Origin of the sequence: Paenarthrobacter sp. NPDC089988, assembly GCF_044748465.1 — a bacterium.
Taxonomy (GTDB): Bacteria; Actinomycetota; Actinomycetes; order Actinomycetales; family Micrococcaceae; genus Arthrobacter.
Window position 1 is genome coordinate 91,024 of sequence record NZ_JBIVGD010000016.1, and the last position, 14,275, is coordinate 105,298.

The 14,275-nt window shown below is 66.3% G+C and carries 9 protein-coding genes and 1 pseudogene; 6 read left to right on the forward strand and 4 right to left on the reverse strand.

The genetic code is table 11. The features are described 5' to 3' along the window. The first annotated feature begins 38 nt into the window (after positions 1 to 38). The 6 genes and pseudogenes from ACIPV6_RS17855 (at position 39) to ACIPV6_RS17880 (ending at position 9,794) form a co-directional block, all read left to right on the forward strand. Complete coding sequence (locus tag ACIPV6_RS17855; protein WP_397325788.1) at positions 39 to 743, forward strand: hypothetical protein; 705 nt, start codon at positions 39 to 41, stop codon at positions 741 to 743. After that, entirely contained in the window at positions 740 to 5,188 is a 4,449-nt protein-coding gene (locus ACIPV6_RS17860) for an FtsK/SpoIIIE domain-containing protein (RefSeq protein ID WP_400272162.1), read from the forward strand. The genes ACIPV6_RS17855 and ACIPV6_RS17860 overlap by 4 nt, the downstream gene beginning before the upstream one ends. A 97-nt stretch (positions 5,189 to 5,285) precedes the next feature. Continuing rightward, positions 5,286 to 5,924 (forward strand): hypothetical protein, encoded by a 639-nt coding sequence (locus tag ACIPV6_RS17865; RefSeq protein ID WP_400272163.1) that lies wholly within the window; start codon positions 5,286 to 5,288, stop codon positions 5,922 to 5,924. Between the two features lie 43 nt (positions 5,925 to 5,967). Next, positions 5,968 to 8,253, forward strand: a complete 2,286-nt coding sequence (gene ligA / locus ACIPV6_RS17870) for an NAD-dependent DNA ligase LigA (RefSeq protein ID WP_400272164.1) — start codon at positions 5,968 to 5,970, stop codon at positions 8,251 to 8,253. Beyond that, positions 8,250 to 9,086, forward strand: coding sequence for an inositol monophosphatase family protein (locus ACIPV6_RS17875; RefSeq protein ID WP_400272165.1), 837 nt, complete (start codon positions 8,250 to 8,252; stop codon positions 9,084 to 9,086). The genes ligA and ACIPV6_RS17875 overlap by 4 nt, the downstream gene beginning before the upstream one ends. Before the next feature lie 7 nt (positions 9,087 to 9,093). Beyond that, positions 9,094 to 9,794 (forward strand): annotated as a pseudogene (locus ACIPV6_RS17880) (AAA family ATPase). On the opposite strand, the gene ACIPV6_RS17885 reads toward ACIPV6_RS17880, so the two are convergent. The 4 genes from ACIPV6_RS17885 to ACIPV6_RS17900 are packed head-to-tail and all read right to left on the reverse strand — an operon-like array spanning position 9,791 to position 13,932. Next, the gene (locus ACIPV6_RS17885; RefSeq protein ID WP_400272166.1) at positions 9,791 to 11,158 is read right to left on the reverse strand and encodes an LLM class flavin-dependent oxidoreductase; all 1,368 of its coding nucleotides are present in this window, start codon (positions 11,156 to 11,158) and stop codon (positions 9,791 to 9,793) included. The pseudogene ACIPV6_RS17880 and the gene ACIPV6_RS17885 sit on opposite strands and share 4 nt — an antisense overlap. A 25-nt stretch (positions 11,159 to 11,183) precedes the next feature. Next, positions 11,184 to 11,927 carry an ABC transporter ATP-binding protein gene (locus ACIPV6_RS17890; protein ID WP_400272167.1) on the reverse strand — a complete coding sequence of 248 codons (744 nt, stop codon included), beginning with the start codon at positions 11,925 to 11,927 and terminating at the stop codon, positions 11,184 to 11,186. Next, positions 11,903 to 12,814 (reverse strand): ABC transporter permease, encoded by a 912-nt coding sequence (locus tag ACIPV6_RS17895; protein ID WP_400272168.1) that lies wholly within the window; start codon positions 12,812 to 12,814, stop codon positions 11,903 to 11,905. Before ACIPV6_RS17895 ends, ACIPV6_RS17890 begins: the two co-directional genes overlap by 25 nt. Then, positions 12,811 to 13,932 (reverse strand): ABC transporter substrate-binding protein, encoded by a 1,122-nt coding sequence (locus ACIPV6_RS17900; protein WP_400272169.1) that lies wholly within the window; start codon positions 13,930 to 13,932, stop codon positions 12,811 to 12,813. Before ACIPV6_RS17900 ends, ACIPV6_RS17895 begins: the two co-directional genes overlap by 4 nt. Positions 13,933 to 14,275 lie beyond the last annotated feature (343 nt).

Here is a 14,275-nt window from a genome sequence, read left to right on the forward strand (position 1 = left end):
ATGAAAGACACACACTGCCCAGCGAGGAGGCACAGATCATGGGGGATCTAGCAATAGATTTCTGTGGCGAATGGTACGAACCGTCCGACGAGGACGTCTTTGACATTGGCCGCGAAGGCGACCTCGAAGTCGACGACAACCCTTACCTGCACCGGCGTTTCCTGCAGATCGCCCGGTATGACGGCATCTGGTGGCTCAGCAACGTGGGCAGTATGCTGTCCGCCACCATCGCCGATGGTTCCGGCGGCATGCAGGCCTGGCTTGCACCCGGTGCCCGCATACCGCTGGTTTTCAGCCACACCAACGTCATTTTCACGGCCGGACCCACCACGTACGAATTCGCCGTGCATTTGAAGACTCCCTCGTTCCGGCACGAAGCCCGGGACGAGGACCAGGCCGGCGACACCACCATTGGTCCCGTGGTGTTCACCGACTCGCAGAAGGCCCTGATTGTTGCCCTGGCCGAGCCCATGCTCCGCCGTGAAGGAACCGGGTTCAGCGCCATCCCGTCCTCGGCCGAGGCTGCCAAGCGGCTGGGCTGGGCCCTGACCCGGTTCAACCGGAAGCTGGACAACGTGTGCGACAAGCTGGACCGCGTGGGCGTAGTAGGCCTGCGTGGGGGAGCGGGGAAACTCGCCACCAACCGCCGAGCCCGCCTGGTGGAGCACGCTGTGACCTCCCACCTGGTGACCGCCGCAGACCTGTACCTCCTGGAAACCGAGACTGGAGTCGACGAAGGATGAAGTTCCGCCTGACCTTGCGGCGAGACCCCGCGGAAGCAAAGGACCTCGCCGTCACCGTGGACGGCCGCGCCACGGTGGCCGATATCGCCACAGAACTCTGGGCAGCCGACCCCGCACGGAAGGGGACCGAACCGCCGTCGAACCTGTCCATCAGCGTGGACGAAGCGTTCGTGGGCGGCGGGCTCTCCGGCCAGGTCCTCAAGCCTGCCGACAACCTGCTGGAGTCCGGACTGCGGCCCGGCTCGCGTGTGTCGCTTGCCCAAGTGAGCGAACAGTTCGCCTCGACCGGGCACGGCCCGGACCGAGGACCCGCTGCGGCTACGTTGCGCGTCATGGCAGGGCCCGACGTCGGACGCGAGTTTTCGCTGCCCTTCGGCACCAGCTACATCGGCCGGGACCGGGACGCCGACATCCGGCTGAGCGACCCTTTGACGTCCAAGCGCCACGCGCGGATTACCGTGGGCGAAACGGTGGAAATCGTTGACACCAACTCGGCCAACGGCCTCCTGATGGATGGCCTGCCCGTCACCCGGGCCACGCTGGAGTCCTCGGATACTGTCACCCTGGGCGATACCACGGTGGGTGTGGTTTCGCTCTCCCGCAACCACTCGGGCGGACCGACGTCGCCGCTGGTGGATTTCAACCGCTCGCCGCGTGTGGTGCCGAGGTTCGAATCGCCCAAACGCGTTCCGCCGGCGGGCCCCAAGCGACCTGAACACCAGCCGTTCCCTTACATCATGCTCATCACGCCGCTCCTGATGGGCGGTGTCCTGTTCGCCCTGACGCAGAACCTGCTCTCGGTGATCTTCATGGCCATGATGCCGCTGTTCGTGGTGGGCCATTACGTGGACCACAAGATGCAGGGCAAGAAGCAGGCCAAGGAAGGCCATAAGCACTTCAGGGCAGCCATGCTGGCCTTCCGCGAGGACATCGACCGGCAGCAGAACATCGAGCGTGCCGTCCGGCTGCAGGAGGCGCCTTCGGTCAGCGACACCGTGGATGCGATCTACAAGCTGGGACCGCTTTTGTGGACCAACCGGCCTGAGCACCAGCACTTCCTGGGCGTGCGGTTCGGCCTTGGGTCCGCGCCGTCCCGCATCCAGTTCGACGAGCCCGGTGCCAACGAGACCGAGCCCAAGTACATGCGGGAAATCCAGGAGTGCCTGCAGCAAGTCCGCATTATCGAAGGCGTACCCATCGTGTCCCAACTGCGGACCTCGGGATCCTTTGGTGTTGCGGGCGACCGCAGTGTGGTAGACGACGTAGCCCGGGGCATGGTGCTCCAATTGGTGGGCCTCCATTCGCCGGCGGAACTGGTAGTCACGGCGTTGACGTCCCCGCGCTCCCGTGAGCGCTGGGACTGGCTGCAGTGGCTGCCGCACGTCGGTTCCGGCCACAGCCCGCTTTCCGGCGACCACCTTGCCGCCGGCCCGGCCGCCGGGTCCACGCTGCTGTCCCGCCTGGAGGACCTCTTGGAGCAGCGCGAAGCGCAGGCCAAAGAGCCCGGGCAGCAACCCAGGCCCGGGCTCAAGGACGAGCACGAGGACACTCCGGGGCCCGTAGTCCCCGCAGTGCTGGTGGTGGTGGAAGACGACGCCCCCGTGGATCGCGGACGCCTCACCCGTCTCGTGGAACGCGGCCCGGATTATGGGGTCCACGTCATGTGGGTGGCCGCGAACGTGCAGTCACTGCCGGCCGCTTGCCGGGATTTCCTCTCCGTTGACGGCGACCACGGCACCACCACGGGACAGGTCCGGCTGGGCCGGCACACCTACCCGGTGAGCTGTGAAAGCCTCGACGCCGGACTGGCCACTCAGCTCGCCCGGATGATGTCGCCCCTGGTGGACGTCGGCAATCCGCTCGAGGACGATTCCGACCTGCCCCGCGCGGTGTCCTATGCTGCGCTGATCGGCAAGGAATTCATGGACAACCCGCAGTCGGTGGCTGAGCGGTGGCGGGAGAACAACTCTGTCCACGCCAGCGCCGTACCCAACCGCAAGGACAACGGCAGCCTGCGTGCCCTGGTGGGATCGAAGGGCGTGGAGCCGTTCTACCTCGACCTCAAGAACGAGGGGCCCCACGCGCTGGTGGGTGGAACCACGGGCGCCGGCAAGTCCGAGTTCCTGCAGTCGTGGGTGATGGGCATGGCCGCCGCTTACAGCCCGGACAGGGTCAGTTTCCTGTTCGTGGACTACAAGGGTGGTGCTGCCTTCGCGGACTGCCTGCACCTGCCCCACACGGTTGGCCTGGTGACCGACCTTTCGCCCCACCTTGTACGCCGGGCGTTGACCTCGCTTCGCGCCGAACTGCACTACCGCGAACGCCTGCTGAACCGGAAGAAGGCCAAGGACCTCCTTGCCCTGCAGCGCGAAGCCGACCCCGAGGCACCGCCGTACCTGATCATCATCGTGGACGAATTCGCGGCCCTGGCCACCGAGGTCCCGGAGTTCGTGGACGGCGTGGTGGACGTCGCCGCCCGTGGCCGTTCCCTCGGCCTGCACCTGATCCTGGCCACGCAGCGTCCTGCCGGCGTCATCAAGGACAACCTCCGGGCCAACACCAACCTCCGTGTGGCCCTCCGCATGGCCGATGAAGTGGATGCCGTGGACATCCTGGGTGTTCCCACAGCCGCCTACTTCGATCCCTCCATTCCCGGCAGAGGTGCTGCCAAGACCGGTCCAGGACGGATCCAGGGTTTCCAGACCGGCTACGCCGGCGGCTGGACCACGGACAAACCGCAGCGGCCCCGCATCGACATCGTGGAAATGGCCTTTGGCTCAGGACCGTCGTGGGAGCCGCCGCCAGTCACGGATATCGTGGAAGATCCGGCCGGTCCCAACGACATTGCCCGGATGACGGCCAACATCATCAGGGCCGCGGGCGTGCTGGAGATCGAGCCGCCCCGCAAGCCGTGGCTCAACGAACTCGCCACCACCTACGACTTCTCCAAGCTGCCCAATCCCCGCACGGACGAGCGGTTGTTGCTCGGTGTTGCCGACGATCCTGCCCACCAGGACCAGCCCACGGTGTTCTACGAACCTGACCGCGATGGCAACATGGCTGTCTACGGAACCGGTGGCGCCGGTAAATCGGCCGCGCTGCGGGGCATCGCGATCGCCGCTGCCGTGACTCCCCGCGGCGGTCCCGTCCATGTGTACGGGATCGACTGCGGCTCCTCCGGCCTGAAGATGCTGGACGGACTGCCGCATGTTGGCGAGATCATCAACGGCGACGACGTGGAAAGGGTGGGCCGGCTCCTGCGCTGGCTCAAGGACATCGCCGATGACCGGGCCACCCGCTTTGCCGAGGTCCGGGCCTCCACCATCGTGGAGTACCGGGAGCTGGCCAACCGACCCGACGAGAAGCGGCTCTTCATCCTCGTGGACGGCATGTCCACCTTCCGCGAGGGCTACGAGTACAGCAACCTGTCCGCGCTGTGGGACATTTTCCTCCAACTGGCCACCGACGGCCGTCCCCTTGGCATCCACCTGGTTGTTGCCGGTGACCGCCCCAACTCCGTTCCGGCGTCGCTCCTTGCTTCCATCCAGAAGCGGCTGGTGCTGCGGCTCAGCTCTGAAGACGACTACATGACCCTTGATGTTCCCAAGGACGTCCTCAACGCGGCCTCGCCTCCAGGGCGCGGACTGCTCGACGGACTGGAAGTACAGCTCGCCGTGCTGGGCGGAAACTCCAACCTGGCCCTCCAAGCCCGTGAGGTATCCAAGCTCAGCCAGGCCATGGTCCGCCAGGGCCTGGACCACGCGCCGCAGATCCAGCGCCTGCCCGAACTCGTGGACCTGGACATCCTCCCGGTGGGCTCTGTCGACAACCCGGTGATCGGCGTCGACGACGAGACCCTCGGCTCTGCTGCCATCGCCGCCAAGGGCCCGTTGTTGCTGGCCGGTCCTCCGGGCTCCGGACGCACGGTCGCCCTGGTCACGCTGGCGTATGCCTTGCGCCGGTCCAACCCGCGCACGGACCTGATCTACATCGGTTCGCGCCGTTCGGCCGTGGCGTCCCTGAACATCTGGAGCCGGTCCCTGGTGGGCCCCGACGAAGTCTCGGACGTGGTGGACGACCTTGTGGACAAGGCCGCGGACAACCCCGGCACCATGGCGATCTTCATCGAAGGCCTGACCGAGTTCACGGACACGCTGGCCGAGTCCGGGGTGGGACGGCTTGTCACCGCTGCCATCAAGGCCGACCAGTGGGTTGTGGGCGAGTCCGAAACCTCCACGTGGTCGCAGGCATGGTCGCTGGCCCAGCCCTTCAAGTCGGGTCGGCGCGGACTGCTGCTCAACCCGGGCGACGTGGAAGGCGACAGCCTCCTCAACACCTCCCTTGGGCGCCTCGGCAAGGACTTCATTCCGGGCCGCGGCTACATCGTTGGGCGAGGCAAGGTCCGGAAGCTGCAAGTGGCCATGCCCCCGGAGAACCGCGGCTAGGATTTGCATCTGCATGGCCTCGTGTAGGAGGATGCCGAAAACATTCGCCTTTCCGGATCGCCTTAAGCGCCCCAACGCCCAAGCGAGGTCATGCTCCATGCAACGCACCGTTCTCCATACTGTGATGCCCTCTGGCCTGCGACGCCGGGTGCCTGCCGTCCTGGCGGGTATCCTGCTGGCCGCAGGTGCGTGGGTGCTGCCGCAATCGGCCGCCTACGCGGCGCCGTGTGTTCCGGAGACTGCCGGATCGTGCCCGTCTTTGGCTGCGCCAACGGAACCGACGCCGACCCAGCCCGGGCTCGCGCCCGAGACCGGCAAGACGAAGCCCACGCCTCGGCCTGAGCCGACGCGCGTCCGTGACACGCCGCCGCCTGCTCCTGCCCCTGCGGCGCCGGCACCTGCGGTGCAGGCACCTCAACCCGCGGTTGTCGCCCCGGTGACCGTTGCACCCGAGGTAACCTCAGCGCCGTCGGCCGCCCCTGAACCGAGCACGACGGCGGCAGCCCCGGCTACCGCTTCGGCAACCCCTTCCGCGAGCCCCAGCCCGTCGAAGTCCTCCAACTGGGACACGCCCATCGACAAGGGCAAGGAAACGCAGGCTGCCGTGCTGGCCAACGCGAGCTACAACGGACCGAACCTGATGGGCCTGTTCGGAATCCTCGGCGGTGTGCTGCTGGTTGGCCTGGGCGGCCTGGCCTTCGCCCTGTGGAGCAAGAACCGCCTGTCCTCGCACTGACAGCGAGCACATATTGTCACTGCCTTTTGGCAAGATAGAGCCTGTGAGCACTCCAGAGAATCCAGATCGGGTCGAAACCACCTCCAGGGCCGCCGCGGCCATCGTCGCTGAGGAGGTGGCGCCGCCGTCGGAGAATCTCCGGGACGAATACCAGGAATTGGCGGACCTGGTCCGGAAGTATCGGTACGCCTATTACCAGGAGGACGCGCCGACGGTTTCGGACGCCGAGTACGACGTCCTGTACCGGCGCCTGGAGGAAATGGAAGCGCTCCACCCGGAGTTGGTTTCCAACGATTCACCCACCCAGGAAGTCGGCGGCGAAGTATCCGCCGCCTTCGCCGCGGTTGAGCACTTGCAGCGCATGTACAGCCTTGACGATGTGTTCTCCCTCGACGAGTTGGAGGCCTGGGTCCGCAAGGCCGAAGCGTCGGTGGCCAAGTTGGGCGACCGGGTTCCGCCCATTGCGTGGCTGACCGAGCTGAAGATCGACGGTCTCGCCGTCAATCTCCTCTACCGCGACGGCAAGCTGGTCCGTGCTGCCACGCGCGGCGACGGAACCACGGGTGAGGACATCACCCACAACGTGCTTACCATCAAGGAGATCCCGCGGCAGCTGAGCGGTTCGGGCTATCCGTCCGAGGTGGAGATCCGCGGTGAGGTGTTCATTCCCTCCAAGGCCTTCGTCGAGTTCAACGAGGCCTTGGTCGCAGCCGGCAAGGCCCCTTTGGCCAACCCCCGCAACGCCGCCGCCGGTTCGCTCCGGCAAAAGGATCCGGCTGAAACGGCCAAGCGCCCACTGAGCATGTTCGTCCACGGCATCGGTGCCCGGGAAGGGCTGGAAGCCACCAGCCAGTCGGAGACGTACAGGCTGCTCGGCGAATGGGGACTGCCGGTGAGCCCCTACTCAAAGGTCCTGGACACCTATGAAGGCGTGCTGGAGTTCATCGCGGGTTACGGCGAGAAGCGCCATAGCCTTCTTCACGAGATCGACGGCATCGTGGTCAAGATCGACGACTTCGCCACGCAGCGCGCCCTCGGTTACACGTCCCGCGTGCCCCGTTGGGCAGCGGCCTACAAGTACCCGCCGGAAGAAGTCCACACCAAGCTCCTGGACATCATGGTGAACGTTGGCCGGACGGGCCGTGTGACGCCGTTCGGTCTCATGGAGCCGGTCAAGGTTGCAGGCTCCACCGTTGGCATGGCCACGTTGCACAACCAGGACGTGGTGAAGGCCAAGGGCGTCATGATCGGGGACATCGTGATCCTCCGCAAGGCAGGAGACGTGATCCCGGAAATCGTCGGTCCCGTTCTTGCCTTGCGCGACAAGCAGGACCCTCCCGTCCGCGAATTCGTCATGCCCACGGAGTGCCCGTCCTGCGGCACGCCCCTGGCGCCGTCCAAGGAAGGCGACGTGGACATCCGGTGCCCCAACGGAAAGTCCTGCCCGTCCCAGCTGCGTGAGCGCGTGTTCCACGTAGCCAGCCGCGGAGCCTTCGATATCGAGGCCCTGGGTTGGGAAGCCGCGATCGCCCTGACCCAGCCCGCCGAGCCGGAGATCCCTCCGCTCACCAGCGAGGCCGCGCTGTTCAGCCTGACCCGGGAAGACCTGGCCAACGTACTGATCCGGCGCGAAAAGAAGTCCAAGGGCGTGGCCACCGGCCAGTATGAGTTGGTGCCGTACTTCTACACCAAGGCAACGGCCAAGACTCCTTCCAAACCGACGGCCACCACGGAGAAGCTCTTCGCGGAACTGGAAAAGGCGAAGAAGCAGCCGCTGTGGCGCGTGCTGGTGGCACTGTCCATCCGGCACGTTGGCCCCACGGCGTCGCGCGCCCTGGCAACGAACTTCGGCAGCATGGACGCCATCAGGAATGCCACCGAAGAACAGCTCGCCCACGTTGACGGCGTAGGGCCCACCATCGCTGCCGCCCTCACGGAGTGGTTCGCCGTGGATTGGCACAACGAGATCGTGGAGAGCTGGGCCGCCGCCGGGGTCCGCATGGAGGACGAGCGGGACACCGCAACCCCGCGCACCCTGGAAGGCCTCACCATTGTGGTCACGGGATCCCTGCCCAACTTCAGCCGCGACGAGGCCAAGGAAGCGATCATCATCCGGGGTGGCAAGGCTGCTGGATCGGTGTCCAAGAACACCAGTTACCTGGTGGCAGGCGAGAGCGCCGGCACCAAGCTGGACAAGGCCGAACAACTGGGCATCCCGGTGCTGGACGAGGACGGGTTCCGTGAGTTGCTGGCCAACGGGCCCGCCGTTCCAGACACCCAGGAAGGCGAAGAAGAAGCTTCCGCGCAGACCGAGGAGGAGGCCGAATGACGCCGCAATCCGCCGATGTGTTGGACCTGTTGGAAGCGGCCAAGCAGGCTGCCGCCGCCGGCGCGGCCGTGCTGGCCGGGCGCTCCGTCACGGGCAGCGGCGGTGATGGCCTTGGCATGTCCAACAAGGGCGAGGCCGGAGACTGGGTCACCGAGTTCGACGTCGCGGCGGAGAACGCAGTTCGCAAGGCCATCAATGAGGCCCGCCCGCACGACACCGTGACGGGCGAGGAACACGGCACGACCCGGCCCGAGGATGCTTCGGGCTTCAGATGGTCCATCGACCCGCTGGACGGCACCACCAACTTCATCCGCAACATCGCCTACTACGCCACCTCTGTGGCCGTCGCGGATGCCGACGGCGTGTGGCTGGCCGGCGTCGTGCACGCACCTGCCCTGGGACGCGTCTATTCGGCGGCCAGGGGCCACGGTGCCTGGTTGGAAGTCGCGGGCGAGTCCACGCGGCTGGCCGGTCCGGTCCCGGGCCGGAAGGGACTGATCCTGGCCACGGGATTCAGCTACGATCCCGCCACGCGCGCCAGCCAGGCCGAAGGGCTTGTGGGGCTCATGGACAGTTTCGCGGACATTCGACGACTCGGCTCCGCAGCGCTTGACCTCTGCTTCGTGGCGGACGGCACCGTTGACGCGTTCGGCGAGCGTGGCTTGAACGAGCACGACTTCGCCGCCGGCGCTTTGATTGCGGAGGAAGCGGGCTGCTGGGTTCGCAGGCCGAAGCTGGCCAGCCCGCTCGACGGCGGCCCAAGCACCGAGGATCGGTTGGCGGCGTGGATGTGTGCCGGGACGTTGGAGTTGTCCGGGACGTTCCCGCTGTGACGTACCCATGATCCGCACCCTGGCCATCGCCAACTACCGTTCCATCCGTGACCTGACCATGGAGCTCCATGGGCTGGATGTGGTGACCGGGGCCAACGGCAGCGGAAAGTCGTCCCTGTACCGGGCGCTGCGCCTGTTGGAAACCGGCAGGCCACGTCCCACGGCCTTCAGCCGCGATCCTGAAATCAAGCGGGAGCAGATCTTCTCGGGGCCGGTGGCGCGGCCCGGCTCGTTGCTGGTGGACCGCAAGGGAGGCCTGGCCAGGCTCCGGGGACCGGACGGCGAATGGACGGAGCTTTCCCGTCGACTGGATACGTTCCAGAGCATGCTGAGGAAGGCCGGTTCAGTGTTGAGCTGAAACAGCCCGGGATGCTCAGACCCATGAAGGCGGCGGAACTCTCGGATGGCACCCTCCGCTTCCTGCTGCTGACCGCGGCCCTCCTGACACCCCGGCCGCCGGAGCTCATGGTCCTCAATGAGCCCGAAACCAGCCTCCACGTGGACCTGATGCCGGCACTGGCAGGACTCATCGTCCAGGCCAGTGCCAACAGCCAGGTGATCGTGGTGACCCACTCGCAACCCTTGCTTGACGCCCTGCGGGAGAGCGGCGCGGCGCACGAGCACGAACTCTACAAGGATCTTGGCGAGACCCGGATCAAGGGACTGGGGTCGCTTGAGGGTCCGCTGTGGAGTTGGCCCAAACGTTAGAAAGCAGACCCGATGGAGGTCAGTTCGCGTGCCTCGGCATCTGCGAACCGGTTCTCCGGCCGGGCCAGACCGTAGTGCCCGCGCAGCGTGGACGCCGTGTACTCGGTCCGGAACAATCCTCGCTGCTGGAGGATGGGAACCACCTGGTCCACGAAGACTTCCAGCCCGGAGGGAAGCACCGGCGGCATGATGTTGAAGCCGTCGGCGGCACCGGCGTCGAACCAGTCCTGGATGGCGTCCGCAACCTGTTCGGGCGTGCCGGAGAAGGTACGGTGGCCACGGCCTCCGCCCAGGCGCCCGATGAGCTGGCGGACGGTCAGTTGCTCGCGTCGTGCGAGCTCCACGATCAGCGTGTAGCGGCTCTTGGCGCCTTCGATCTCATCCTCGGAGGGGAGATCGGCTGGAAGCTGGCGGTCCAGCGGGAGGTCCTCGGGTGAGAGGCGCAGGGTCTTTGCGAGTTGTTCCCGGGCGTACTCGGGCTTGATCAGTTCATCCAGTTCGCGCTCCAGCTTGAGTGCTTCGGCTTCGGTGGATCCGATCACGGGAACGATGCCCGGAAGGATCTTGATGCCTTCGGGATCCCTTCCCACGGCCGCGGTACGTGCCTTGAGGTCGGCATAGAAAGCTTGCGCGTCGGCCAGGGTCTGGTGCGCGGTGAACACGGCTTCGGCGTACTGTGCGGCGAGCTTCTTGCCATCGTTGGAGGACCCGGCCTGGACAATCAGCGGGTGGCCCTGCGGGGACCGCGGAACGTTCAACGGACCGCGGACCCGGAAGTGCTTTCCCACGTGCTCAATGGCACGGATCTTGGTGGAATCGCCCCAGACACCCTCGGCCTTATCCGCGAGCACGGCGTCGTCCTCCCAGCTGTCCCAGAGCTTCTGCGCGACCTCAAGGAATTCCGCGGCCCGCTCGTAGCGGACAGCGTGCGCGGGTTGGTCGTCCACGCCGAAGTTCCGGGCGGCATCCGGACCAGCAGTCGTCACGACGTTCCACCCGGCGCGGCCGCCGCTGACCCAGTCCACCGAAGCGAAACGGCGGGCGAGGTTGAAGGGCTCGTTGTACGTGGTGGAAGCGGTGGCGATCAGGCCGATCTTCTGCGTTGCTGCTGCGATGGCCGTGAGCAGGACAGTGGGTTCCAGCTTGCCGACGGGACGCCTGCCCACTTCGCCGAACAGCACGGGTGAATCGGCGAAGAAGATGGAGTCCAGCTTGCCCCGTTCGGCGGTCCGGGCCAGGTGCTGGTAGTGCTCGATCCTGGTGGAGGAGAGGGGATCGCTTTCGGGGAGCCGCCAGGATGCTTCGTGGTGGCCGGTGCTCATGAGGAAGGCGTTGAGGTGGAGGTGCCGTGGCGGGGTAGTCATGGTTGATTCCTTTGCGGGTTGGGATTCAGGCAGCGGCTGTGACGCCCAGGGCGCCCAGCAGTTCGGTTCGAAGGGTGGAAGGTTCGACGGCGGGACCGGACTTTCCGGCGCGGTCGGTGACTCGTTCAAGGGCCACCCGGCCGTCCTGGAGCACGATGACCCGGTCAGCCAAAGCGATGGCTTCGTCCACGTCATGGGTTACCAGCAGCACGGCCGGCCGGTGGGCGGCTACGAGCTCTTTGAGTAAGGCATGCATCTTCAATCGGGTGAGTGCGTCCAAGGCTCCGAAGGGTTCATCGGCCAACAGCAGCCGAGGTTCCCGGACCAAGGAGCGTGCCAAGGCGACGCGTTGCTGCTCGCCCCCGGAGAGCTGGTGCGGCCATGCCTTTTCGCGTCCGGCAAGCCCCACTTCGGCGAGCGCCCTGCGGCCGCGGGCATCGGCGTCGTGCTCCTTCAGGCCCAAGGAGACGTTGCCAAGGACGGTGTCCCACGGCAGCAGGCGGGAATCCTGGAACACCACGGACACCTGTTCGGGAACCTGGACCACGCCGCTTCCGCGGACGTCCCGGTCCAGCCCGGCGAGGGCACGCAAGAGGGTGCTCTTGCCGCAGCCGCTGGGTCCCAGGAGGGCCACGAATTCACCGGGAGCAATGTCCAGGTCTACGCCGTTGAGGACGCCCTTCGGTCCGAAGCTGCGGATGAGGTTGCGGACGGAAACCTCCCGGGTGGGAAGAGCGGCGAGGCTTAGCCCGCCAGTGTTCGCTGCCATGACAGGGCCTTTCGTTCCAGGAGCCGGACGGCTGCATCTGAGAGGAGTCCGAGGATGCCATAGACGGCCAGTCCCAGGACGATGATGTTTGTTTGGCCGTACGTGCGGGCGAGCTCCATCATGTAGCCGATACCGCTGGTGGAATTGATCTGTTCCACCACCACCAGGGATACCCAGGCGCCCGTCACGGCGAAGCGCAGGCCCAGGAAGAACCCGGGAAGCGCCCCAGGCAGGACCACTTTGCGCAGGAACCCTGCCCGGCTGAGTCCGACTGTTTGGGCCAGTTCGACGTACCGCAGGTCGATGCCCCGCAGCCCGGCATGGGTTTGCAGGTAGATCGGGACGAACACGCCCAAGGTGATGGTGAGGACCTTCATGGTCTCGTCGATGCCGAACCAGAGGATCAGCAGCGGAATGAGCGCCAGGCCGGGAATGGCGCGCTTGATCTGCACGGGACCGTCGATCAGTGATTCACCTACCCGGCTGAGTCCGGCCATCAACGCCAGCACTGCGCCCACGACGATTCCGAAGAACAAGCCGAGCCCGGCCCGCTGTGCGGAGATGGCGAGGTGTTCCTGAAGGCGGCCCTCGGCGATGAGTTCGCCTGCGGTGCTGACGACGGTCCACGGTTCGGAGAGGATTCGCGGATCCAACAGGCCCGTGGCCGAGGCGACCACCCAGAGCAGGACCAACGCTGCCGGTCCCACGAGTCCGGCGAAGCGGCGTCGCGGGCCGGGGCCAAGCCGCCGGGTGCCTGGCCTGATATCAGGCCGGCCAGCCAGCGCCGGGTCCAGATGAGGCGCGACGGCGGAGCCTGGCCGGGTGCCGCCGTCGGGCGTTGCGGTGGTGCGGACGGAAGAACGGCGGGCAGCAGCCGTGGTGGTCATGCTGTTCCTCCCTTGGCTGCGTACGCGTTCCCGCCGATGGCCTCGAAACGAAGGTCGTAGAGTTTGGCGGCGTCCAGCTTGGGCTTCTTCTGTTCGCGGGCCAGCAAGTCGATGGTCTGCTGGTGGCGGGCGATGGCCTCGGACCAGGACGTGGGGAGCTCGCGCACTCCGGCGGAGTCGATCAGGTACTGGCCGTCTTCGGGGGAGAGGCCCTGGTTCTTCACGTAGTACCCCTCCAGCCATTCCTTGGGGTGGTCCTGGATCCAGCGCTGGGCCTGGCCCCAGAGGTCGACGTATTCGGCGAGGGCAGCGGCTTTTGCGGGGTCGTCGAGGACCTTGGCGGGGGAGTAGAGATGGCCTGGATCATCGCGGAGTCCGTGCCGGAGGGTAGTCCCGCCGTCGGCGCCGTACTTGGCCAGGTAGCGCTTGATCTGCACGCCACCCAGCGGTGCGGCGTCCACCTGCTTGCTGGAGAGGGCTGTGGAGTAGGCGTCACCAGTGCTCGGCAGTTCCACCAACTTCACGTCGCTTTGCTGCAGTCCGGCCTTTTCCAGCACCCGGAGCACCAACGCGCCTTGGGCCTGCCCCGGGCTGTAGGCGATCTTCTTTCCGCGGAGCCCTTGCAGGTCCGTGATTCCGGCTCCGGGGGCGATGCCCAGTTCGTAGAGCGGATGGTTGACGGCGTCCTCGCGGAATACGCTGGCGATGATGCGGACGTCCAGGCCGGTCCATGTGGCATGGATGGGCGGGATGTCCGCTACCGAGCCGACGTCCAGCGCGTTGGCGCGGAAGGCTTCGGTGGTGGCGGGTCCGCCGGAGATGTTGGCAAACTTCACGGGAAAGCTGAGCTTCTTGTCCAGGCCGGACAATTCCAGGGCCACCTGGACCGTGGGATCGCCAACCACCAAGGTTGTCCCTGCCGGAACGGTGGTGGCCAGCGGCGTCGTGACCTGGGCTGCCTGCGTGGCTTGGGTGCCTGCGGTAGCCGTGGCATTGCAGGCCGTGACGAAGGCGATGGCCGGGAGGGCAAGGAAGCCACCGAGGACCTGGCGTCGGTTGGGGGTGCTTTTGGGTGGCGTGGGGAACGGTTTTTGGGCGCGGAGGAACACGGAAAACATAGAGGGCCTTTCAGTGCGGGATCTGCCGGAACCGGCCGTCGGAAGGCCGGGGGCGGTGCTGGTCGCTTAGTGCTGAAGGCAAGGGGGACAGCAGGAATGCACCGGCACGGCAAGGGTGGCTGCGTTGGCCTGGAGCATGGTTCCTCCTGTTCGTGTTCCGGGGGTGGTGCGGTTGATCCGTGTGGCAACTCAAACACGCGCTGAATGCCCCGCGCCAGCTTGGTGAAACAGCCCGCAATGGCAGGAAATCCGGCTTCACGCCAGGAAACGCAACTCAATGCTGGGCCACGTGGAGCAACACAAATCGGCGGATAAGACTGATAGTTCGGTCACGGAAACCGCC